General features: G+C 33.8%; 23 protein-coding genes. 11 read left to right on the top strand and 12 right to left on the bottom strand.

Annotation, left to right across the window (positions count from 1 at the left end):
* Positions 1-28: 28 nt before the first annotated feature.
* Genes lpxB through surE form a run of 3 tightly spaced genes read right to left on the bottom strand, consistent with a single transcriptional unit; the run spans position 29 to position 2,267 of the window.
* Positions 29-1,153 carry a lipid-A-disaccharide synthase gene (gene lpxB, locus GBH57_RS01460; protein ID WP_151672277.1) on the bottom strand — a complete coding sequence of 375 codons (1,125 nt, stop codon included), beginning with the start codon at positions 1,151-1,153 and terminating at the stop codon, positions 29-31.
* A gap of 23 nt (positions 1,154-1,176) precedes the next feature.
* Positions 1,177-1,503 (bottom strand): hypothetical protein, encoded by a 327-nt coding sequence (locus GBH57_RS01455; RefSeq protein WP_151672276.1) that lies wholly within the window; start codon positions 1,501-1,503, stop codon positions 1,177-1,179.
* Positions 1,488-2,267 (bottom strand): 5'/3'-nucleotidase SurE, encoded by a 780-nt coding sequence (gene surE, locus GBH57_RS01450; protein WP_151672275.1) that lies wholly within the window; start codon positions 2,265-2,267, stop codon positions 1,488-1,490. The genes GBH57_RS01455 and surE overlap by 16 nt, the downstream gene beginning before the upstream one ends.
* A gap of 214 nt (positions 2,268-2,481) precedes the next feature.
* Between surE and GBH57_RS01445 the strand changes: the two genes are divergently transcribed.
* From GBH57_RS01445 to GBH57_RS01435, 3 genes are all read left to right on the top strand, one after another.
* The gene (locus GBH57_RS01445) at positions 2,482-4,650 is read left to right on the top strand and encodes a carboxy terminal-processing peptidase (protein WP_151672951.1); all 2,169 of its coding nucleotides are present in this window, start codon (positions 2,482-2,484) and stop codon (positions 4,648-4,650) included.
* A gap of 172 nt (positions 4,651-4,822) precedes the next feature.
* A complete protein-coding gene (locus GBH57_RS01440; protein WP_373865830.1) occupies positions 4,823-5,863 on the top strand; it encodes an ABC transporter permease in 1,041 nt (346 codons plus the stop codon).
* Between the two features lie 13 nt (positions 5,864-5,876).
* Entirely contained in the window at positions 5,877-6,680 is an 804-nt protein-coding gene (locus tag GBH57_RS01435) for a DNA/RNA non-specific endonuclease (RefSeq protein ID WP_151672273.1), read from the top strand.
* Positions 6,681-6,723: 43 nt separating this feature from the next.
* Here GBH57_RS01435 and rodA read toward each other — a convergent pair whose 3' ends face one another.
* The 6 genes from rodA to purH form a co-directional block, all read right to left on the bottom strand.
* Positions 6,724-7,980 (bottom strand): rod shape-determining protein RodA, encoded by a 1,257-nt coding sequence (gene rodA / locus GBH57_RS01430; protein WP_151672272.1) that lies wholly within the window; start codon positions 7,978-7,980, stop codon positions 6,724-6,726.
* A gap of 2 nt (positions 7,981-7,982) precedes the next feature.
* On the bottom strand, positions 7,983-9,848 hold the full coding sequence (mrdA, locus tag GBH57_RS01425) for a penicillin-binding protein 2 (RefSeq protein WP_151672271.1): 1,866 nt from the start codon (positions 9,846-9,848) through the stop codon (positions 7,983-7,985).
* A 48-nt stretch (positions 9,849-9,896) separates the two neighbouring features.
* Complete coding sequence (locus tag GBH57_RS01420) at positions 9,897-10,403, bottom strand: rod shape-determining protein MreD (protein ID WP_151672270.1); 507 nt, start codon at positions 10,401-10,403, stop codon at positions 9,897-9,899.
* Complete coding sequence (gene mreC / locus GBH57_RS01415) at positions 10,393-11,217, bottom strand: rod shape-determining protein MreC (RefSeq protein WP_151672269.1); 825 nt, start codon at positions 11,215-11,217, stop codon at positions 10,393-10,395. The genes GBH57_RS01420 and mreC overlap by 11 nt, the downstream gene beginning before the upstream one ends.
* Before the next feature lie 108 nt (positions 11,218-11,325).
* Complete coding sequence (locus tag GBH57_RS01410; protein ID WP_151672268.1) at positions 11,326-12,354, bottom strand: rod shape-determining protein; 1,029 nt, start codon at positions 12,352-12,354, stop codon at positions 11,326-11,328.
* A gap of 65 nt (positions 12,355-12,419) precedes the next feature.
* Positions 12,420-13,952, bottom strand: coding sequence for a bifunctional phosphoribosylaminoimidazolecarboxamide formyltransferase/IMP cyclohydrolase (gene purH, locus GBH57_RS01405; RefSeq protein WP_151672267.1), 1,533 nt, complete (start codon positions 13,950-13,952; stop codon positions 12,420-12,422).
* 232 nt (positions 13,953-14,184) lie between these two features.
* On the opposite strand from purH, the gene GBH57_RS01400 reads away from it, so the two are divergent.
* Positions 14,185-15,441, top strand: coding sequence for an ABC transporter permease (locus tag GBH57_RS01400; RefSeq protein ID WP_151672266.1), 1,257 nt, complete (start codon positions 14,185-14,187; stop codon positions 15,439-15,441).
* Positions 15,442-15,528: 87 nt separating this feature from the next.
* Here GBH57_RS01400 and GBH57_RS01395 read toward each other — a convergent pair whose 3' ends face one another.
* Positions 15,529-15,984, bottom strand: coding sequence for an XrtF-associated fRMsr-like GAF protein (locus GBH57_RS01395; protein ID WP_151672265.1), 456 nt, complete (start codon positions 15,982-15,984; stop codon positions 15,529-15,531).
* A gap of 93 nt (positions 15,985-16,077) precedes the next feature.
* On the opposite strand from GBH57_RS01395, the gene xrtF reads away from it, so the two are divergent.
* From xrtF to GBH57_RS01360, 7 genes are all read left to right on the top strand, one after another.
* Positions 16,078-16,995 (top strand): exosortase family protein XrtF, encoded by a 918-nt coding sequence (gene xrtF / locus GBH57_RS01390; RefSeq protein WP_151672264.1) that lies wholly within the window; start codon positions 16,078-16,080, stop codon positions 16,993-16,995.
* 82 nt (positions 16,996-17,077) lie between these two features.
* Positions 17,078-17,620 (top strand): DUF3347 domain-containing protein, encoded by a 543-nt coding sequence (locus GBH57_RS01385; RefSeq protein WP_151672263.1) that lies wholly within the window; start codon positions 17,078-17,080, stop codon positions 17,618-17,620.
* Positions 17,621-17,668: 48 nt separating this feature from the next.
* Positions 17,669-18,076, top strand: a complete 408-nt coding sequence (locus GBH57_RS01380; protein WP_151672262.1) for an HYC_CC_PP family protein — start codon at positions 17,669-17,671, stop codon at positions 18,074-18,076.
* Positions 18,077-18,148: 72 nt separating this feature from the next.
* On the top strand, positions 18,149-18,886 hold the full coding sequence (locus GBH57_RS01375) for a heavy-metal-associated domain-containing protein (protein ID WP_151672261.1): 738 nt from the start codon (positions 18,149-18,151) through the stop codon (positions 18,884-18,886).
* On the top strand, positions 18,883-21,114 hold the full coding sequence (locus tag GBH57_RS01370; RefSeq protein ID WP_151672260.1) for a TonB-dependent receptor: 2,232 nt from the start codon (positions 18,883-18,885) through the stop codon (positions 21,112-21,114). The genes GBH57_RS01375 and GBH57_RS01370 overlap by 4 nt, the downstream gene beginning before the upstream one ends.
* A gap of 38 nt (positions 21,115-21,152) precedes the next feature.
* Positions 21,153-21,509 carry a heavy-metal-associated domain-containing protein gene (locus tag GBH57_RS01365; protein WP_151672259.1) on the top strand — a complete coding sequence of 119 codons (357 nt, stop codon included), beginning with the start codon at positions 21,153-21,155 and terminating at the stop codon, positions 21,507-21,509.
* 63 nt (positions 21,510-21,572) lie between these two features.
* On the top strand, positions 21,573-21,782 hold the full coding sequence (locus GBH57_RS01360) for a hypothetical protein (RefSeq protein ID WP_151672258.1): 210 nt from the start codon (positions 21,573-21,575) through the stop codon (positions 21,780-21,782).
* A 590-nt stretch (positions 21,783-22,372) separates the two neighbouring features.
* Here GBH57_RS01360 and groL read toward each other — a convergent pair.
* On the bottom strand, positions 22,373-24,001 hold the full coding sequence (gene groL / locus GBH57_RS01355) for a chaperonin GroEL (RefSeq protein WP_151672257.1): 1,629 nt from the start codon (positions 23,999-24,001) through the stop codon (positions 22,373-22,375).
* A gap of 101 nt (positions 24,002-24,102) precedes the next feature.
* Positions 24,103-24,378, bottom strand: coding sequence for a co-chaperone GroES (locus GBH57_RS01350; protein WP_151672256.1), 276 nt, complete (start codon positions 24,376-24,378; stop codon positions 24,103-24,105).
* Positions 24,379-24,430: the final 52 nt, after the last annotated feature.

Here is a 24,430-nt window from a genome sequence, read left to right as displayed (position 1 = left end):
GAATTTAGTCCTTATTAGAAAACGACTTTTAGTCAACTTTATTTTTAAGACTGCTATAAATTAATTGAGCAGTTTTGTCGCTAGCACCTATTCCACCTAGTTTTTTCTCGAGGTTGTAATATTCTATAAAAAGTGCAGCTCTGTTATTAGGATCTAATATTTTGTCTAATTCAACTTTTAAACGTTTTTCGTTAAATTCGGTTTGTATTAACTCCGTTACAACTTCTTTGTCAAGTATTAGATTTACTAGTGATATATATTTTAGTTTTATTACTCTCTTTGCAATTTCATATGAAATTCTATTTCCTTTGTAGCACACCACTTGTGGTATTTTAAAGAGTGCGGTTTCTAATGTTGCTGTTCCAGAAGTTACTAAAGCAGCTTGAGAGACTGAGAGTAGCTCATATGTTTTATTTTGTAGTAAGTATATTTTCTGCTCTTTAATAAATTGTCTGTAAAAAGCTTCATCTTGGCTTGGTGCACCTGCAATTACAAATTGGTGATTTTCAAATTGCTTAGTTACTTTAAGCATTACATCAAGCATTTTACTAATTTCTTGTTTCCTACTTCCTGGTAGTAATGCAATAATAGGGCGATCATCTAAGCCGTGTTCTTGCTTAAATTTAGTTGGGTTTACAGCGTCTCTATTTGCTATAGCATCAATAAGTGGATGCCCTACAAAGTGGACGGGAAATTTATGTTTGTCCTCGTAGAAATCTTTTTCAAATGGGAGAATAACATACATTTCATCAACATCTCTTTTTATTTCTTTAATACGTCCTTCTTTCCAAGCCCATATTTGAGGTGAAATATAATAGTGTGTTGGAATTCCTTTTTGTTTTGCCCATTTTGCAATACGAAGATTAAAGCCTGGATAGTCAATAAAAATTATCGCATCAGGTTGATAAGCTTCAATATCTTTTTTGCACGTTGTAATATTTTTTAAGATTGTGCGAAGATTCATTAGTACTTCAGCAAAACCCATAAATGCAAGCGAACGGTAGTGTTTAACAAGGGTGCCACCTTGTGCTTCCATTAAATCGCCTCCCCAAAACCTAAACTCAGCATGATCATCTTTTTTATTGAGTGCTTTCATGAGGTTTGCGCCGTGCAAATCTCCTGATGCTTCTCCTGCGATGATATAGTATTTCATTGGGTAGTTTTGGTTATTTTTTATTACGTAAAGTAAATAATATATGCTGTAATTGCTACAATAAAGGTGGCTAAAATAACACCACGCGCTTTGTATTCTTTATTAATCTTTAAGAAACCAAAAAAAGCAGCTAAATTAGGTAAGGCACCTAAAGTAAGTACTGTCCATAATTTACCGCTATTGATATAAAAATTGAACGTATCAACAATGCCAGTGCCTTTGAGTATTGAAATTACAACTAGGCAGATAAAAACTCCTAAGCAAGTAGCAAGTAATCCAACTATGAATCCTATAAAAATTTCTTTAAATAGGTATTGTTTTTGTTTTTTTTCGGTTAGTCTAGGCTCCATGTGTTGATGTTTTGTATCGCATGATGTGCAGTTAAATCATATTGAACAGGTACTACAGAAACATAACCATTTGCTAGTGCCCATTCATCAGTATCTTCTCCTTTGTCTTTATTAATAAACTCGCCAGTTAACCAGTAATAATCACGACCAAGAGGATTGGTGCGTTTGTCAAATTTTTCTTCCCAATGCGCATTTGCTTGTCTACAAACCTTTACACCTTTAATTTCAGATTCAGGTAGTTTAGGGATGTTTACATTTAAAACAACTCCTTCTGGTAGTCCGTTTTGCAAACATTCATTAACCATTAATTTAATGTATTTTTTTGCAGGTTCGAAATCTGCCTCTAACGAATAGTCAAGTAATGAAAAACCAATTGAAGGAATCCCGATGGTTCCAGCCTCAACAGCAGCACTCATTGTACCACTGTAAATAACATTAATAGAAGAATTGCTTCCGTGGTTAACACCACTTACACATAAATCTGGGGTTCTATCAAGTAATTCATTTACTGCTAACTTTACACAGTCTACGGGCGTTCCACTACAAGAAAACTCAATTTGAGGTTCATGCTCTGCTACTTTAATACTGTTGCAGTATAAAGTGTCATTGATAGTTATTGCGTGACCCATAGCACTTTGAGGAGTATCTGGGGCTACAACAACAACTTCACCAATAGTGTTCATTACTTCAATGAGTGCTCTAATTCCTGGTGCAGTAATTCCGTCGTCATTCGTCACTAGGATTAAGGGCTTTTTTTTGGACATATTCTGAAATTTTAAAGAACAAAAATACAGTTAAAATTTTTATAAAATAAACCTGTTTTTGTCGCAGGAGCTAATGGGTTTCGTCATTTAACTTCAATTATAAACAGGAATATTTCGGATATATCCAATTAACAAAAATTTACAAGTCAGACTTCGGTATGGCACGGTTTTTTATATATTTTTAACAATCTAAAGAATGAGCGATATGCAATTAATGAAAAAGAATTTAAAAATATTATTGTTAGCAGTATTTGTTGCTGCTGCATCTTGTAGTTTTACTACAAAATCATTTGATGACCCAGATAAAGATAAGCTGCTAATCGACCTTATCACTTATGTTTTAGAAAAAGGACATTATGAAGCTGCTGAAATAGATGATGACTTTTCAAAGGAAGTTTATCGTAAATTTATTGACGGCTTAGATCCTGTTAAACGATTTTTCTTAGCTTCGGATATAGAGGAGTTTAGTGCTTACGAATTTGAAATTGATGATCAAATTAAAGCCAAAGACCTCACTTTCTTTAATTTAGTGTATTCCAAACTTGATAGACGTATGGAGGAAGCTAAGGAGTTATATGAAGAAGCATTAGAGAAACCTTTTGATTATACAGAAAATGAAACTATTAATGTTGATTACGATAAATTAGCTTACGCATCTTCTAAAAAAGAATTGAAAGCTAGATGGAGACAACAACTTAAATTTTCTACAATTTCTAACTTTTATGATCTGTTAGAAGAAAAAAATACATTCGAATCTAGAAAAGCAACTGCTGAAGAGGAAGGAAAAGAATTTATACCAACCGGTAACGAAACACTTTCAGAGGAAGAATTAGAAGCAAAGTCCCGTAAAACTACACTCACGTCCTTATCTGAATATTTTGATTTTGTTGATGATTTAGAGAGTAAAGATTATTTCGCAATTTTCTTGACAACAGTTGTAGAACAATTTGATCCCCATACAAACTACTTAGCACCACCAGATAAAGATAGATTTGACCAGCGTATGTCTGGAAAACTTGAGGGTATTGGAGCTCGTTTACAAAAGAAAAACGATTACATTAATGTAATGGAAGTTATTAGCGGTGGACCAGCTTGGAGAGGTGAGCACATTGAAGTGGGTGATATTTTAATGAAAGTACGTCAAGCAGATGAAAGTGAAGCTGTCAGTATTGTAGGTATGCGTATTGATGATGCTGTAAAGTTAATAAAAGGACCTAAAGGTTCTAAAGTAGTTTTAACTGTTAAAGGTGTTGACGGTTCTCTTCGCGAAGAAACCATTTCTAGAGATGTGGTTGAGCTTGAAGAAACTTATGCTAAAAGTTCTATTATTGGAAAAGACACTAAAAAATACGGACTTATTAACTTACCGTCATTTTACTTTGATATGCAGAATTACAAAGAACGTAATGCTGCAACAGATATTAAAAAAGAAATCATCGAACTTAAAAAAGAAGGTGTTGAAGGTCTAGTGTTAGATTTAAGAGATAACGGAGGTGGGTCCTTACGTACTGCTGTAGATATAGCTGGTTTGTTCATTAAAAATGGCCCGGTTGTTCAAGTTGCAAGTAGTGGTGGAAATAAAGAGGTGCTTGATGATAAAAGTAATGAAGTTGTTTGGGATGGTCCGTTAGTTATATTAGTTAATGAATTATCTGCCTCAGCTTCCGAAATTCTTGCAGCAGCAATGCAAGATTATAAAAGAGCGATTATTATTGGTAGTACTCAAACTTACGGAAAAGGAACTGTGCAAAACATGGTTGACCTTAACCAATGGTTGCGCCAAAGTGATATGGGCGATATGGGAGCTTTAAAATTAACTACTCAGAAATTTTACAGAGTTAATGGAGGTTCTACTCAATTGGAAGGTGTTAAGAGTGATGTGGTTATGCCAGATCGTTATTCTTATTTTGAAGTTGGAGAACGTGATTATGATAATCCATTGCCATACGATAAAATTAGCCCAGCAGATTATAAAGTTTGGGACGGTTATATCGATTTTCAAGAAGCAATAGATAAAAGTAAGGAGCGTATTGAATTAAACGAACAATTAAAGTTGATTGATGCTAGTGCTAAATATATTAAGCAACGCCGTGATGAAATGGATGTTACTTTAAACCTAGGTGCTTACAGCGAACAAATTGCTAAAAACAAAGCAGAACTTGAAAAGTTCGACGCAATTGATACGTATGATAATAAAATGAATTTTATCTCACTGCCAGGTGAGGTTAACTTAATGAAGCAAGATACAACGTTAAGAGAAAAACGTAAAAGATGGCATACTAATTTAGCTAAAGACGTTTACGTTGAAGAAGCTGTAAATGTATTGCAGGATTTAAAACTGAATAACATTACAAAATCTAAAATGGCAAAAGTGAAAAATTAATTTTATCAATACACAGTATATTTCAAGCCTATCTCAAAAGAGATAGGCTTTTTTATTTAGCATACTATAAACTCATTATTAAGCTGAAATTTTCCCTAAATTTACTCCTGTGAAAAATGCCACATCCTTATCGAAATTAGCACTTAGAAAGTTCAAGAAAAACTTATGGGGAATGCTTAGTTTTGTTTTTCTAATATGCTGTATTCTAGTTGCAATATTCGCATATGCTATAGCTCCAGACTCAAGCGAAAATGCAAATCAAATGCATTTGTCTATTCATTCAAAATCTCCCGGATTTAAGGTCACTTTGTTAACTATTCCTGTAGCATTAGAAAAGCAATCGAGTATTTCGTCTTTTTTTTTAGGAAGTAAAAATGCAGATACTGAAATACCAATTAGTGATTTTTCAGTAACAAAAGAAGGATTATTAGTAACTGAATATGCCGGAGGAGAAACTAAAGGTTTAGAAAAATTATATCCATTACAATTATTCCCTAAAGTAACTTCCATTGATCAAATAGCGCCTAATTATATATCAAACAAAACGTTTTATTGGGGTACAGATAAATATGGTAGAGATTTATTAAGCAGAATGCTTATAGGAATCCGAATCTCATTATCTATAGGTTTTGTTGCTGTATTTATATCTCTTGTAATAGGTATAACTTTAGGTTCAATTGCAGGGTATTACGGTGGAAAAGTTGATGTAGTTATAATGTGGATAATAAATGTTACTTGGTCTATCCCAACATTATTATTAGTTATAGCAATTACATTAGCACTAGGGAAAGGCTTTTGGCAAGTATTTATAGCTGTTGGACTCACAATGTGGGTAGAAGTGGCAAGAGTTGTTAGAGGGCAAGTGTTAGGGGTTAAGGAGCAGCAATATGTTACCGCAGCTAGGGCTTTAGGATTCAATAATTTTAGAATTATTACAAAACATATTTTACCCAATGCAATGGCACCAGTAATTATTATAAGTGCCGCAAACTTTGCAGGAGCTATATTAATAGAAAGCGGTTTGAGTTTTTTAGGAATAGGAGCACAACCACCAATGCCTAGTTGGGGAGGTATTATCAAGGATCATTACAGTTACATCATTTTAGGGAAACCATTTTTAGCATTAATCCCTGGGTTAGCTATAATGAGTTTAGTTACCGCATTTATGTTAATAGGAAATGCGCTTAGAGATGCACTTGATGTAAGAAATTAAAAACATTGTTTAAATGAAAAGAAAATACATCTATCCATTATTGATTGTTCTTGTTACGGTAGTCCTATATTTTTTAGAAATGAAAGTTTCCGAAGAAACAAAAGATTATCCTTCGCCAGCTAAAGATGGGATTTCAGCTGAATTTGGGAATAATTTACTACCAAGTTCAACCACAGGTGCAATAGTTGCTCATAGTTATTATACATTATCGTACAGTGAAATACACGAACAAGCTGAGTGGGTTGCTTACGAGTTGCGTAAAGATCATATTAGAAAAAATGATTTTGATCGTCCCTACTTTATTGAAGATAAAGACGTGAACACTAAGTCTGCTCACTGGCGTAATTATAAAAAGAGTGGGTATGATAGAGGCCATCTTTGTCCAGCAGGAGATAGAGGTTTTGATTATGAAGCATATTTTGAAACATTTTTAACAAGTAACATAAGTCCGCAGAACCACGAGTTTAATGCTGGGGTTTGGAACAGCCTTGAGCAGAAAGTGCGCTATTGGGCAGGACGTTATAACGACGTATATGTTGTTACGGGTGGTGTGTTAAAAAACGGATTAAAAACTATAGGTACTGAAAATGTTTCTGTTCCTGAGCAGTTTTATAAAATTGTATTAGATAAGAGTAAAGGTCGATATAAAGTGGCTGCGTTTTTAATTCCTCAATCTGCTGGAAAAGATTCTTTTTACAAATACATGACTACAGTAGATAAAATTGAAGCGCTTACTGGAATTGATTTCTTTGAACAATTACCTGATGATATTGAGAATAAAATAGAGGCCGAGAGCGATTCTAAATTTTGGAAATAATATTATAGGAGTTGTTTTTTCTTAATTTTGAATTCAGCTTAAATCAAGTATAGTAGTAGTTAGCTGCGTCAAGCCTAACGAAAATAAAGAGCAGAATTGTAAACCCCCAAAGTCCTGATCCTCCATAACTAAAAAAAGGCAAGGGTATTCCTACTGTAGGGAAGAGGCCTGTAACCATACCTACATTTACAAAAAAGTGGAAGAAGATTATAGCCGCAACACTGTAGCCATAAACTCGAGCAAATTGGCTTTTCTGCCGTTCAGCTAAAACTAATATTCTAATTATTAAGAATACAAATAACGCTACAACTCCTAAACTTCCTAAAAAGCCCCATTCTTCCCCAACGGTACTGAAAATGTAATCAGTGTGTTGTTCAGGGACAAAATTACCTTTGGTTTGCGTTCCTTGAGTCCAGCCTTTTCCAAACCAGCCTCCGCTACCAATAGCAATTTCACTTTGGTTGGTATTATAACCTATTCCTTTTGAGTCAGTTTCTTTACCTAATACAATATTAAATCTGTCGCGGTGACGTTGTTCAAATACATTATTGAATATATAGCTAACTGAAAAAGAAAAAGCAACACAAGCTATTGCAATAATTGCGTATTTAGATCGCGAAGGTTTCCGTTTTCTATTTTTCAGAAATACTGCAGCGGTAATAATCAATACCATTAAACTCACCCAAGTTGCACCTAGAACTAGTGTTCCTACAAATAAGGCTGCGGCAAAAAATCCAAGTAATAAATAAACAAAATGAAGTCCTTCTCTATATAGCGGAAATATGAATGCGGCATAAATTAGTGCGCTTCCAGGATCTGGTTGAGGTACAATTAATAAAGCTGGAATTGCAAGGATTAGAAATGCTTTAAGTTGATCTTTAAACAAACTCATATTAGTTTGAATGTCACTTACATATTTAGCTAATGCAAGAGCAGTAGCTGCTTTAGCGAACTCACTGGGTTGAATACTTGCTGGGCCAATTAAATACCACGATGTAGCCCCATTTACATTATTCCCAAAAAGATATAAACCGGCCAAACTAACTAGTGAGACCAGATAGATGATACTAGAAAATCGTTCGTAAAATTTCTCATCGAGGGCGAGTATTATTACTATTAAAACAACGCTTAAGCAAATCCATAATAATTGTTTAGCATAAGGTTGTGAAAAATCTAGTAGGCCAGTAGCGTCACTTGAATAAGATGCCGAATATATATTGAACCATCCAGCAGTTACCAACATTGCAAAAAGCAACATGATAATCCAATCAAACTTTAATGCGGTTTTACCAAATGCCATTTTTATTGATTGATGTTAAATGGTTCGCCAGAATAGGGTTTGGCATATTCTTCTTCAAGACTTCCGTTTATAACGTAGTCTTCCATTGCTTTCAAGGTTACTTCACCTTTAATGTATTTTTCAATCATTAAACTTGCCATACGTCCTGCCCATCGTGCGCCCCAATATCCATTTTCGACAAAAACAGCTATAGCTATTTTTGGATCATCTTTAGGAGCGAAAGCAATAAAAACAGAGTGATCAGTTAGCTGCCTAGTTACACCATCAATACGTTTAAAATTTTCTGCGGTACCTGTTTTTCCGCATATGTCTATACCTGGAACTTGTAGAAAAGTGGCTGTTCCATTTAGATAAACTTGGTGCATACCTTCTACAACGGGGTCAAAATGTTTAGGGTCTATTGTTGTTTTATTGACTGTAGTGTACTTAGATGGAATAGTGTCAGAATCCTGAATATGTTTTATCATATGTGGTTTAATATACCAACCTCTATTTGCAATAGCAGCGGTAAAATTTGCCATTTGCATAGGAGTTAATAAAACTTCACCTTGTCCTATTGCATTGGATATAGTTGCTGTCGCATACCAATTGTTATTGGGGTACATTGCATTATAGGTTTTTGAACTAGGGATTTTACCTCTTCTTCCCTCAGGCAAGTCGTATCCCATAAATTGCCCTAAACCAAAACTCATTAAATGATTCCGCCAGTTATCAATACCTTCTTGTGGTGTATCGTATTTTTCAATTACACGTCTATAAACAGTGCAGAAATATGCATTGCATGATTTTGCGATACCACCTTCCATATCTAAGGGCGATTTGTGAGCGTGACAGCCTAGTTTTCTCCCTCTTGTTCCGTAATAATAACCCCCTCTACAGGCAATTGTTTCGCTAGTGGAAACTACATTTTCTTGTAGGGCAATAAGTGCGGTTAATGTTTTGAAAGGGCTCCCAGGGGGATATTCTCCTTTTAATCCTCTATCAAAAAGAGGCAGTGCAATAGAGTCGTAGTATAATTTATTGAAATTTGCAGATCGTTCTCTTCCTACTAATAACTCAGGTTTATAATTTGGTGCTGTTACTAGTGATAGAATTTCGCCTGTTTTAGGCTCTATAGCAACTATACCACCACGTTTATTAGTAAACAGTTTTTCAGCGTAGGCTTGTAGTTCTTTGTCTATAGTAAGGGTAATGTCTTTTCCACGTTGAGGTAAGGTGTCAAATATTCCATCTTTGTAACTACCTATATCTTTATTGAATCTATCTTTTTGAATATATTTTACACCTTTTTGTCCTCGTAAAATATCTTCATATTGACTTTCAATTCCTGTCATCCCAATAATCTCACCCATGGCATAATCTGAGTTTCTATTAATGATGTTTTGATCTACTTCTCTAATGTATCCTAAAACATTTGCAGAGTGTTCAACTTGGTAATCTCTAAGGGAACGTTTTTGAATGTAAAAACCATTGTATTTGTACATTGTTTCAGAAAGAGATGAATATTCTTCTTTCGTTAATTGTGGTATTACTACAGAGGGTAATCTTGGAGAATAGTGCTTTGCCTTTGCAAGTTTATCTTCTAATTGCTCCTTAGTAATTTTTAAAACCCTGCAAAACTCAATAGTGTCAAGGTTTTTTATTTCTCGAGGTATTACCATCACATCATACGATGGTTGGTTTTGAACTAATAGTTTGTCATTACGGTCAAAAATATAACCTCGTTGTGGATAATCGTATGAGGTTTTTACAGCGTTACTTTCAGATAATTGAGCGAATGATGTATCAAGAATTTGGAGATAGAAAAGTCTTCCGGCAAATAAAAAGCCAGTAACGATAACTAAAAATAAGAGTAATAATTTTCTCAATGTAAAAAGTATGTGCCGAAATATTAAATGATGAAAATTTCGGATTTGCTATGTTTTACGGCTAAAAAGCACTAACGAACATAGAATTAATATAATGCTGAATATTCCTGAGAATAACGTTGATTTGAGTATAAGAAGTATGCGTGAAACGCTAAATATTTCTAAAGAAAATAATACAAGGTGATGCAGTATTACCATTAATGAGATATAAATGAGGCGTTCACTAAAGGTAACTTTACTAAGTTTAATTGCGTTGTATTCATAACTAACACCAAATGAAAACTTTAATAAAAATGGACGTAAATAGGCTATAAATACTGAAGCAGCAGCGTGAACACCGCCAGAATCACTGAAAAAATCGATACTTAATCCAAGTAAAAATGAAAGTCCTATTAACAATGATTTGTTTCCAGTAAATGGAAAAATGAGTATGAATAATATATAAAGGTACGGGTTTATGTATCCTAAAAAATTTATATTATTAAGCACAAGTACTTGTAATAGGAGCAACCCTAAAAACCTAAGAGCGTTTATGAAAATAGCGTTATTCTGCATTGTCGTTAGCTTCTTCTAAGTTTTTTATTTCTATTAAATTCGGGTTTTTAATAAGGTATACGTGGGACAATTTTGTCATATCATTAAAGAGTTTTACATCTACTATAAATGTATCCTCACTACTTACACTAAAATTTTCAACTCTTCCTACTAATATTCCACGTGGAAAAATAGAAGAGTTTCCACCAGTAATAATTGTATCGCCAACTTGAAGGGGTGCTAGTTTTGGTATTTCAGTTAGTTGAACAACGTTTGGGTTTTTACCATTCCAAGATAAAAAACCAAAATGATTAGATTTTTTTAATGCTGCGTTAATCTGGCTATTCGTATTTAGAATTGATTGAATCCTACCATAATTTGCACTAACTCTATTCACAATTCCTACTAAACCTTTTGAAGTTATTACGCCCATATCAACCTCTATAGTGTCATTAGCACCTTTGTTTATGGTGAGTTGATTATTAGTTTTGCTGTAGCTGTTTTTTATGACCCTTGCACCTTTGTAAACAAATCCACCTATGGTGCTATCAACAATAATTGGAGCTATTTCTTCTGAAATTTTAAGAGTTGAAAGGCTGTTCCGTAATCTGCTATTTTCGTCTGCAAGTATTTCGTTTTGTTCCTTTAAATGAAAATAATTATTAATGTTAGATGTGATTTCAAAAAGACTGCCACTAAAAAAGTTAGTAGAGCTTACCATTTTACTATTATGAAACGAGTGTGATTGAATCGTCAATAAAAATGAAAAAAAGAAAAGCACAGCGAAGAGCAAAAAGTTCTTGTTCTTAATAAAGAAGTTAATAATTTGCTGCATTAGGTATTCTCAAGGTCTTTAATTCATGGTCTATTTTATATGTGCAACAAATTGCATTGAAGTCACATTTCCGAAGTAAAACAACTTCTGTTTAATTTAAACTAGCTGTTATTTAATCAGTACGCTTTTAAATTTTGGAAGATTTTTAAGACAAATACCTGTCCCTCTAACAACTGCTCTCAGTGGATCCTCAGCAATATATACTGGTAAATCTGTTTTTTGAGAAAGTCGTTTGTCAAGACCACGTAACATAGATCCACCACCTGCTAAATAAATACCTGTATTATAGATATCTGCTGCTAATTCTGGAGGAGTTTGCGATAATGTTTCCATTACTGCATCTTCAATACGCAAAATAGACTTGTCTAGTGCTTTAGCAATTTCTCTATAGCTTGTTTGTACTTGCTTAGGCTTTCCTGTTAATAAATCACGTCCTTGAACATCCATTTCATCTGGAGGTAATTCAAGGTCTTCAGTAGCTGCACCTATTTGGATTTTAATTTTTTCAGCAGTACGGTCACCTACATAGAGGTTGTGTTGTGTACGCATATAGTAAACTATGTCACTAGTAAATACATCACCGGCTACTTTTACAGATTTATCACACACAATACCACCAAGGGCAATAACGGCGATTTCTGTGGTACCACCACCTATATCTACAACCATATTTCCTTTTGGTTGCATAATATCTACACCAATACCTATGGCAGCAGCCATAGGTTCGTGTATTAAATAAACTTCTTTTCCATTAACACGCTCTGCACTTTCTTTTACTGCTCGCATTTCAACTTCAGTAATTCCACTAGGAATACAAATTACCATTCTTAACGAAGGTGTAATCCATTTTTTCTTTAATGCTGGAATGTCTTTGATAAACATGTTTATCATTTTTTCACTTGCGTCAAAATCTGCGATTACTCCATCCTTCAATGGACGAATGGTTTTAATATTCTCGTGGGTCTTTCCTTGCATCATTGCGGCTTCCCTACCAACAGCTATAATTTTACCTGTAGTTCTATCGCGAGCCACAATAGATGGCGCATCAACTACTACTTTATCATTGTGAATGATAAGCGTGTTTGCGGTTCCTAAATCAATGGCTATTTCTTCGGTGAGGAAATCAAAAAATCCCATGTGCTTATATGAGGTATTATAAATATTTCTAAATCAGTATTGTTGCTTAACAAATGTACAAATTTTTAATGCTTAAAATGGCGCGTTCCGGTAAATACCATAGCCATTTTGGATGAGTTGCAATAATCGATGCTGAGTTGATCTTTTATTGATCCTCCCGGTTGGATTACTGCAGTTATTCCCGCATTTTTTGCAATTTCTACACAGTCTGGAAATGGGAAAAATGCATCACTAGCCATTACAGCTCCATCAAGATCAAAATTAAAGTTTTGAGCCTTGTGTATCGCTTGGTTTAAAGCATCTACACGTGATGTTTGCCCTGTTCCACTTGCGCATAATTGCTTGTTCTTAGCAAGTACAATTGTATTACTTTTTGTATGCTTACATATTTTAGATGCAAACATTAAATCATCTAACTCCTGAGAAGTTGGTTTATTGTCAGTTGCATTACTTAATTCCAAAATATTATCTGTCTTAGCATCTTTGTCTTGAACAAGAACACCATTTAAACAAGTTCTAACGGTAGTTGTAGGTAATTTCGCATCTTTTTGAATTAATAAAATACGATTCTTTTTACCTTTTAAAATTGTAGTTGCTTCTTCGCTAAATGAAGGTGCAATAACCACTTCACAAAATAATTTGTGTATTTCGTCTGCGGTTGGGGCATCTATCTCTGTATTCGATATTAATATTCCGCCAAAAGCCGAAACAGGGTCACCTGCAAGAGCACTATTGTATGCCTCTAATAATGTTTCGCGTTGTGCAATACCACAAGCGTTATTGTGCTTTAATATTGCAAATGTAGGAGCGTCGCCTTTAAACTCGTTCATTAAATTAACAGCTGCGTCTACATCAAGTAAATTATTGTAGCTCAGCTCTTTTCCGTGAAGCTTATCAAACATTTCATCGAAGTTTCCGAAGAAGAAACCACGTTGGTGTGGGTTTTCACCATAACGAAGTACTTGTGCATTTGTCTCGCTAATTTTTAAAGCAGGAATTTCTTGATTGCCATTAAAGTAATTAAAAATTGCAGTGTCGTAATGTGATGAAACATTAAATGCTTTTGCAGCAAAATGTTTTCTTGTCGTTAAAGAAAGTGTTCCATTATCTTCTGAAATAGCTTCTAAAAACTCATTGTAATCATCCATTGATGAAACACAAACGGTATCTTTAAAGTTCTTTGCGGCAGCTCTAATAAGTGAAATACCACCTATATCAATTTTTTCAATAATATCTTGTTCAGAAGCGCCAGATGCGACTGTTTTTTCAAAAGGATATAAGTCTACAATTACTACATCAAGTTGTGGAATGTTGAATTTGTCCATTTCGCGAACATCACTCTCATTATCTTGGCGATTTAATATTCCACCAAAAACTTTAGGGTGAAGTGTTTTTACTCGTCCGCCTAAAATTGAAGGATAATCAGTTACATCTTCCACAGGGATTACTTTAATTCCAAGATCTGTGATAAATTTTTCTGTACCACCAGTTGAGTAAATTGTAACACCAAGTTCGTTCAGTTTTTGAACAATAGGGGCGAGGCCGTCTTTGTGAAATACTGATATTAAAGCCGATGTTATTTTTTTTGAAGTACTCATAAAATGTAGATTGTTTGTAGTGCTTAAATGATTGAAATTTATAAATTCACTATTTTATGCTTCATAATAGTGAATTAAAGCTGCAAAAGTACAGAATCATGTCTCATTTATGTAACAATTGTTAACACTTTGCGTCTTACTTTTCATAACTTTAAAATCTTATTTTTGATTCAAGATTTTTGAGTTTTAAAATTTCGGCTTTGCCATTCAACATTTGCAATAAACCAACCCAATGTTAATCTATTTTAGAGTTTTAAAGGAGAGTTTTAATTTTGCTATTAACGCATTGACAAATAATAAGTTGCGTACTTTTTTGTCTTTGTTGGGAGTAACAATTGGGATTTTTTCAATAATTGCGGTGCTTGCTGCGGTTGATTCGTTAAAAAAAGAAATTGAAGGTAGTTTGAGTGGTATTGACAACAGTACGATTATTGTTATGCGTTTTCCATTTACATCTACAGATATTCCACAATGGAAATGGCGACAATTTCCTGATGTAACTTATGAAGAGTACGAGTATTTAAAACGTTCTCTTCCGGATGCAAAAGCTGTTTGCTATGTGTTAAATGTACCTTCGGAAACTTTAAAGTATGAAGACAGAACAGTCTCTAACGTTGATATTGCGGCTGTAACCTATGAGTACCCAGAAATAGAAACTCTCGAATTAAGTGGAGGACGTTTTTTTACAGAATCTGAATCTGGTGGAGGTGCTCCTGTGCTAATTATTGGTGATGAAATTGCAAATAGTTTATTTGGATCGCCAGATGAAGCTTTAGGAAAAAAAATACGATTATACGGTAGAAAATTTACTGTAATTGGGGTGCTTAAAAAAGAAGGAAATGCATTAGGTGGTGGTTCTAAAGATACTGCTGCGCTTGTCTCTGTAAATGTAGCGAGAAGAATTTATGGAGATAATAGTAAATCGGTTTTTCCTCAAATAACAATTAAGCCAGAAAAAAATATTGATCAAGATGGGTTTATGGCAACTATTTCTTTAAGACTTAGAACTATAAGGGGTATTCGTGCTGAAGAAGGAGATACTTTTTTCGTAAATCAATTTCAAGGTATTGCAGATATCATTGACAATATAACAGGGCAAATGAATGTTATTGGTCTTGTGATAAGTCTCTTTTCTTTATTGGTTGGTGGCTTTGGTATTGCTAATATTATGTTTGTGAGTGTAAAAGAGAGAACAAACCTTATTGGAATTCAAAAATCACTTGGAGCTAAAAATAAATTTATCTTATTTCAGTTTCTATTTGAAGCAGTAATTCTTGCAATCATTGGAGGATTAATTGGTCTCGTTTTAGTGTATCTAGTCTCGCTATTAGCATCTTCTATGACAGGGGAATTCAATTTTGTATTGTCAATTGGAAATATGGTCATTGGTACTGTTATTTCTGCTGCAATAGGTTTGATTTCTGGAATATTACCAGCTATTTCTGCTTCAAGGTTAGATCCGGTTGAAGCCATTAGAACAGGGATGTAATAGAAAAAAAACTATATATACTTAAAATCTCAAATCAATAATAATGTTATCGATTTGAGATTTTTTAATTTTAGAAATGACTTAGTTTTAAAGAATTTTAGCAACTTGTTCACAAACCCATTCTAGAAAACGTTCGTCTTCCTTAGTAAAAGGATCTGGAGTGTTTGAGTCAATATCTATTTGTCCAATATTTTTTCCATCTTTAAAAATAGGAATAACAATTTCGGCTTTAACGGTAATGCTACATGCAATATAATTGTCCTGTGCTTTTACGTCAGGTACTACAAAATTGGAGTTAGATTCAGCAACCTGACCACAAATTCCTTTGCCAAATGGGATAACTGTATGATCAGTTTCTTCACCTACATAAGTTTCTAAATGAAGTGTGCGTTGTTCGTGGTTTGCAAAATAAAAACCAACCCAATTGTAATACTCAATTTCGTTTTCAAGTAATACACAAACTTCGTGCATGCGTTTTTTAGCTGTTGCAGTAGTGTTATTTAAAGCAGATGTGACCTTAAGTTGTAGGGAATTAAATGACATAGGGATATTTTTTTTGTAAAAGTATTTCAAGACTCTGTATGTGCCAAATGCAAATGGTTTATTTTTGTTATATCATAGTGTTAAATAAATGCCATGATAATCCCCCATTTGAAAAATCTAATAAACACATATCGTCCAGTTTTAATTTTTGTCGGGCTATTTTTTAGTACTTACATCGCGATGAGTTTATTATATGGTGCGTATTTAAATTATTACGCCTCAGCAACTGGTACTGCAGATCCTATTACAAATCTTGTAGCAATACAAAGTACTGCGCTGATTAATAGTTTTGGGTATGATGCGCAAATTTTGCCAGATACATCTGCACCGCATATGAAGCTGATAATAAATGACCATTATACCGCTAATATTATTGAAGGTTGTAATGCTCTGAGTATTATTATATTATTTATTTCATTTATTCTTGCATTTGCCCAAGGATTTAAAAAGACTTTCTTGTTTTTGTTAGCTGGAACATCATTGATTTATGCGGTTAATTTAGTTCGTATTTGCATTCTTGCGATCGCTTTATATAAGTATCCTAATCAAAGTGATTTTCTTCATGGTGTTGTGTTTCCTGGAATTATCTATGGAATGGTTTTCTTGTTAATAGGGCTTTTAGTGCTAATTCGTACATTTGAAAGCCAATTGTTTTATGATCCACTACTGCTATTTTTTAAAACTGATCATACAATAAATGCCTTACCAATTTTAGATTATTCTAAACTATATCTAGGTCTTACATTTAGATTTTTATTGAATACTTTAGTATCATTAGCGATATTGTGGTTTGTGTTTAAAAACAAAAAAGTACTCAAGTTTTCAGTACTATTATATGTTATGTTTTTTATAATTTGTGTTGGTTTTTTTACATTTTTCATAGTCGTTTATAGTGATGGACCACATCAACCTTTATTCTATGTTCGTAGATTTTTGATACAACCGTTAATGTTATTTCTATTGGTGCCAGCTTTTTATTTCTTCGGAAATGCGCCCTCTTTAAAAAAGTAAACCAATTATTATAAATACTTTATGCAGTCATTTTTCTGAAATACAATCTCATTTTGTATTTTTGCAGTTAAATTATAGCATTATGAAATTTCAGAAATTTTTATATTTATTCGCAGTAGTGATTGCTTTTACAGCTTGTAAAAATGAAAACTCATCAAATCCTGAAGTAATTGAAGTTGCTTCTAACGAAGGCGCAGATTTAGATGTAAGTGAACGCTCTGGGGTTACTTTTAAGGATAATAGAGTGACTACGAGTTTTAAATTATACAATGCAGTTAGAGCTGCTTTGGTAAATACTAACTCTGAAGATGCTGCAAAATATGCCGATATTCTTTACAGATCTGAAATTATGCAAGAAGCTGACGAAAATGTAAAAGAAGCAATTAAGTCAATAATGGAGAGTACTGATGTTGAAGATCAACGAAAGCATTTTATGACCGTTTCTGCTGCAATAGAAAAATTAGTGGAAGGTCAAGTTGAAAGTGGAATCGTTTACAAGCAATATTGCCCAATGGCTTTTGGAAATACAGGGGCATACTGGATAAGTGACTCTAAAGAAATTAGAAACCCATATTTTGGTGATAAAATGCTAAAATGTGGTCGTGTCGATGCTAAAATAGAATAATTTTTAATTGATAAGGCGTGTTAAATTATAAGCCTTAACTTTATATTAATGAAACAATTCATTTCAATAACGTTATCTCTACTGATGCTTTTAAGTAGCTCAGGGATAACCTATGCACAACATTTTTGTGGCGATTTTGAAATGTTAGCTAAAGTTACATTAGGGCAAGAACATTTATCTTGTGGAATGACCATTAGTGAATCCACTTGCGATAGTGAAACTCAAGAAGACCACGATTGTTGTGATAATGAATATTCACAAATCAATACAGACGAAAACTATACTGCTTCAGACTTCAATTTCCAAGTAAGTCCTATTTTTGCAGCCACTTTTGTTTCAGTTTTTATTCTTCAAACAGAAACATTTATAAACGATCAAAATACCCTTTTTGCTCGATATCAACCACCTCCTCTCATAAAAGACATACCAGTTCTTTTCGAGACTTTTTTAATTTGATTTTAGATTATGGTAACGCCTATACTTCCACTAATAATGGAAGGATGATACTATTAATTTAAAGTTAAAAAAATGACACACACATATAGTATACAAGGGATGACTTGTGGCGGATGTAAAGCATCTGTCGAAAAACATCTATCAACTCTCGATGATATAACATCAGTTGATGTAAATCTAGAGCTAGGCAAAGTCGAAATAGGAATGAAAAATCATATTCCTACAAACGTTTTGAAAAATGCCCTACCTAAAAAATTCACCTTATCTGAAGCTACTGTTAAAGCCGAAAGTGGAAATATATTTAAAGTTTCCGAAGAAGAACAGTTAACTAAGTTACAACAATTAAAGCCGCTATTCTTGATTTTTGGTTTTATTGCTTTGATGACTATTGCAATCAATTATAATAGTTGGAATAGTGCAGATGCAATGCTCGATTTTATGGGCTTGTTCTATTTTGTATTCAGTTTGTTTAAATTTTTCGATTTGAAAGGTTTTTCACAATCTTTTGCAATGTACGATCCGCTAGCAAAAGTACTTCCTGCCTATGGTAAAATATATCCTTTTATAGAGTTGACTTTGGGTATTTGCTTATTAGCAAGAGTTCAAATTTCAGTTGTTTTAATAGTAACAATTCTCATTTTAGGTGTTACCACTATTGGTGTATTAAGGTCGCTACTAAGTAAACAGACAATTCAATGTGCATGTTTAGGAACAGTATTAAAACTACCTATGACGCAGGCAACATTTATTGAGAATGCGATAATGATTATTATGGCTACAGTATTGTTAGTTAAAAATTTCGTTTTATGAAAAAGTTACTATTTATAGCGATGTTTTTACCAATGATGGTATGGTCGCAGGAAAAGGTAGAAGGTATTATTCTTAAAATTTCAGGAGATAAAGAAGTTCCATTGCCTGGTGCTAATGTATTTTGGTTAGATACAAGTATTGGTACGGTTACAGATTTTAATGGCTTGTTTGAGATTCCATATAGTGAGGAGAATAATAAGTTAATTATTAGTTATGTTGGGTATGATAATGATACGTTGACAATTTCGGCTCCTAGAAAGATTAGGCATACGCTACAATCAAATGGAACCTTAGATGAGGTTTTGCTTACAAAGCGAAAACTAGCTACATCTAGGTCATTTTTGAAAGCTGAAAATGTAATTAATGTAAGTAGTGCAGAATTATTGAAAGCTGCTTGTTGTAATCTTTCGGAAAGTTTTGAAACCAATCCTTCTATTGATGTAAATTTTGCAGATGCAATTACAGGAACTAGGCGTATTCGAATGTTAGGTTTAACAAGTCCGTATACATTAATCACAACAGAAAATATTCCAGCAATTAGAGGAGCTGCACAGTCATTTGGACTTAGTTTTATTCCAGGTACTTGGGTTGAGAGTATACAAATAACCAAAGGTGCGGGAAGTGTTGTAAATGGTTTTGAAAGTATTGCTGGTCAAATTAATGCTGAGTTTGTTAAACCTACTACAGATGCTCCTTTGTTTGTAAACGCATACGGAGCTGTTAATGGTAGGTTTGAGTTAAATGCACACGCAAATACTAAAGTTTCGGATAAATGGAATACAGGAGTTTATCTCCACGGAAATACTCGTACCATTAAAAATGATCGAAATGATGATGGTTTTTTAGATACACCTTTAGCTGAACAAATTAATGTAATGAACCGTTGGCAGTATACAGATCCTGAAAATGGTTTTGTAAGTTTTATCAATCTTAATTTTTTGAAAGATAATAAACAAGTAGGGCAGACAGCTTTTAATCCAGATACAGATCGAGGAACATTAAATGCTTGGGGTGGAGAAATTGACACACAGCGTTACGGTATTTCAGCGAAACTAGGTTATGTATTTCCTGAAATACCCTATCAAAGTATGGGATTACAAGTAGCTTATAGTAACCACGAGCAAGATTCCTATTATGGTTTACGTGATTATAATATTAAGCATAATAGTTTATATGCAAATGCAATATTTAACTCTATTATAAGTGACTCTCGACACAAATTTAAAACAGGTTTTGGTGCTACTTATGATAAGTATGAAGAGTTAGTTGAATCTACTGATTACGGGAGGATAGAAAACTCTGTTGGAGCATTTTTTGAATACTCGTATGATGATTTGTCTAATTTCACGATGACAGCCGGTGTAAGAGTTGATAATCATAATTTACTTGGTACCTTTATTACGCCTAGAATTCACGCACGTTATACTCCTTGGGATAAAGCTGCTTTAAGAGTTTCTGCAGGTAGAGGTAAACGATCTGCTAATATTTTTACTGAAAATCAATCATTTTTTGCAAGTTCAAGACAAATAGTGATTGATGATGAAGGTGGTTCTATTTATGGTTTAGATCCAGAAATTGCTTGGAATTATGGAGTATCATTTTTACAAGGCTTTAATCTTTTTGGAAGAAAAGGGGATGTAACTTTCGATTTTTATCGTACTGATTTCACAAATCAAATAGTCGTTGATTGGGGAAATCCTAATGAAATTATTTTTTCAAACTTGAACGGTAAGAGTTTTGCAAATAGCTATCAATTAGAATTTAATTATAATATTATAGACAATGTAGATTTAAGAACAGCCTATAAATATTACGATGTTAAAACTAATTTCGAAAACGGTTTTATGCAAAAGCCATTAACACCTAGTCATCGCATATTTGCAAATGTTAGTGTTGAGACGTCAAATAAAAATGGAGCTTTCTGGAAGTTTGATACAACCTACAATTGGTTAGGGAAACAACGCTACCCAGCTACTTTGTCTAATCCTGAACCATATAGACGTGATGAGTTTTCTCCCTCAATTGGTACGCTCAATGCTCAGGTAACTAGAGTATTTGGTCCAGCATTTGAAATTTATTTAGGTGCGGAGAATATTACAGATGAACGACAGGATAACCCAATTATTGATGTTGAGAATCCTTTTGGTTCGAACTTTGATACTACATTTGTATACGGTCCTATTTTTGGAAGTAATTATTATATGGGACTAAGGTACACTTTAAACTAATTGATGAAAAAACTGTAATTTTATATAAAACAATGAATATGAAAAATTTTTTAATAGTTTGCGCCATAGCGCTAATAGGGTTGACAGCAACAGCACAAAATAAAAATGCTCGTGCTGTAATGGACGTTGATGGTGTTTGCGGAATGTGTAAAGTGCGCATCGAAAAAGGAGCTATAAAAACTAAAGGTGTAAAATCTGCTGTTTGGGATATAGAGTCTAAACAATTGAGTGTAATCTATGATGAGCGTAAAACAGACTTAGCTACAATAAGTCAAAGTGTTGCAAATGTAGGTCACGATACTAAGGAAGTTAAAGCAACAGATGAAGCTTATAATAGTGTACATCCTTGTTGTCTGTATAGAGATGAAAAAGTACAAGAAGACCATAAAAATTAATGCTTCTCAATTATAACATTAAGCCATTCATATTTGTGAATGGCTTTTTTATATCTTTAAAAAATGATACTAAAACCTAAAATATTATTATACATAATAACTGTTGCGGTGCTTATTGCTGCGGTAGTTTGGGAATATTATATGCAAGAGTGGCTAAGCTATCAGCCAGATGGTGGTGAAGATGTTTTGCGTGTAGATTTGTTTGTAATTTGGCCTGTTGTTTTAACGTTAGTTGGTGTGTCCTTGTTCAGACTTTTTGGACCTAAAAAATAAATGCTTTTTTTAGTTAAATTTTAGCTAAGAAAAATACAACATACGGTTTCTTAATTTACTTTTATATCGTTATTAAAACATATAAATATGGCAACAAAGTCAAGCGGAAAGTCTCAAGCAAAATCAGCTCCTAAAAAAGCTCCTGCTAACAAGACACCTCAGGCTGCTTCAAAAAAGAAGTAACCTGTTTACTGAAGTTCTACTGAACTTCTTCACTTTTGGTAGCCAATCCAAAAGATTTGCAAATAACTATTTAATTTGTATTACTATGGCAACAAAGTCAAACGGAAAGTCTCAAGCAAAGCCAGCTCCTAAAAAAGCTCCTGCTAACAAGACGTCTCAGACTGCTTCTAAAAAGAAGTAACTTGAAGTTGAGTCTTGATAATTTGAGACAGTAACTATTAATCACAAGGTGGTTAGTAGCATAAAACAAAAATTAAGAAACCACCTCTAAAAGGGTGGTTTCGTTTTTTTAAATATGGATCTGTATAAATTGCTAAAAAATAGTTTTAGAAATAAATAGATAAAAAAAAGCCTCACTTATTTCATACGAAACAAGTGAGGCTGTTAAAATTTTGACTTACGTCTTATTACATCATTCCTGGCATTCCGCCTCCCATAGGTGGCATAGCAGGTGTGTCCTCTTTAATGTCGATTAATGCACACTCAGTAGTTAAGATCATCCCGGCAACTGAAGCTGCATTTTCCAATGCAATTCTAGTAACTTTCTTTGGATCAATAATACCAGCTTTAAGCATGTCTACATATTGTTCAGACTTAGCGTCATAACCAAAGTTTTTCTTTCCTTCAGCTACCTTACTAATTACTACAGATCCTTCACCACCAGCATTCTCAACAATGGTACGTAATGGTGCTTCGATTGCTCTAGCAACAATTTGTACTCCAGTAGTTTCGTCTAAATGGTCTGTTGTAATTTTACTTAATACTGCTTTAGCACGCACTAATGCAACACCACCACCAGCTACAATACCTTCTTCAACTGCAGCGCGAGTTGCGTGGAGTGCATCGTCTACACGATCTTTCTTTTCTTTCATCTCTACTTCACTAGCAGCACCTACGTAAAGTACAGCAACACCACCAGCTAATTTAGCTAGACGTTCTTGTAGTTTTTCTTTATCGTAATCGCTGGTTGTAGATTCGATTTGTGATTTAATTTGTCCAACACGAGTTTTAATGTCGTTTTTATTACCAGCGCCATTTACTATTGTAGTGTTGTCTTTATTGATAGTTACAGTTTCAGCGGTACCTAACATTTCAATAGTTGCGTTTTCTAATGTGAAACCACGTTCTTCTGAAATTACAGTACCTCCAGTTAGAATAGCAATATCTTCAAGCATTGCTTTTCTACGATCTCCAAAACCAGGAGCTTTTACTGCTGCAATTTTAAGTGACCCACGCATTTTGTTAATTACTAAAGTAGCTAGCGCTTCGCCATCAACGTCTTCAGCAATAATTAATAGAGATTTTCCTTGTTGTGCTACTGGTTCAAGAATAGGCATCAAATCTTTCATTGATGAAATTTTCTTGTCGCATAAAAGAATCATTGGATTCTCTAGTTCAGTTTGCATTTTTTCGCTGTCTGTTACGAAATATGGAGACAAAAACCCACGGTCAAACTGCATTCCTTCTACAACATCTACGTAAGTATCTGTTCCTTTAGCTTCTTCTACAGTGATTACACCTTCTTTACCAACTTTTCCGAATGCTTGTGCGATCAAATCGCCAATTTGGTCATCGTTATTAGCAGAGATTGAAGCAACTTGCTTAATCATCTCGCTATCGTTACCAACTTTAGTTGCTTGTTTTTCAAGGTCTTTTACAATTGCTTCAACAGCTTTGTCAATTCCTCTTTTTAAATCCATTGGGTTTGCACCTGCAGCAACATTTTTAAGTCCTTCTTTAACGATTGCTTGAGCAAGTACTGTAGCTGTAGTTGTACCATCACCCGCAAGGTCATTAGTTTTACTAGCCACTTCTTTTACCATTTGAGCTCCCATGTTTTCTAATGGATCTGCTAGCTCAATTTCTTTTGCTACTGATACACCATCTTTTGTTACTTGTGGTGCGCCAAAACTTTTACTTATTATTACATTACGTCCCTTTGGTCCCAATGTTACTTTTACTGCATTTGCTAATGCATCCACACCGCGCTTAATTCCGTCACGTGCTTCTAAGTCAAATTTTATATCTTTTGCCATTTCTTTAAATTTTTGATATTTCCGCGAAAGCGAAAACGTTGTTACTTGTTATTAATTGTAATAGTATGCCTAGGTTTCAATCTAAGGCAATCTTCAATGATTTAAACTATTGCAAGGATATCGTCCTCACGCATAATAAGGTAATCGTTACCGTCTAATTTAAGTTCAGTACCTGCGTATTTTCCGTAAAGAACAGTGTCACCAACTTTAACAGTCATATCGTGATCTTTAGTTCCTTTACCAACAGCAGCAACTTTTCCTTGTTGAGGTTTTTCTTTAGCGCTATCTGGAATGTATAATCCAGATGCAGTTTTAGTTTCAGCCGCTTGAGGCTCGATAACTACTCTGTCTGAAAGAGGTTGAATTTTTAATGCCATAATACTGTTATTTTATTATTGATTATTCTGAAATAAGTACTTCAGAAATTTT

The organism is Patiriisocius marinus, assembly GCF_008974325.1.
Classification (GTDB): domain Bacteria; phylum Bacteroidota; class Bacteroidia; order Flavobacteriales; family Flavobacteriaceae; genus Patiriisocius; species Patiriisocius marinus.
This window is presented reverse-complemented; position numbering and strand designations above follow the sequence as displayed.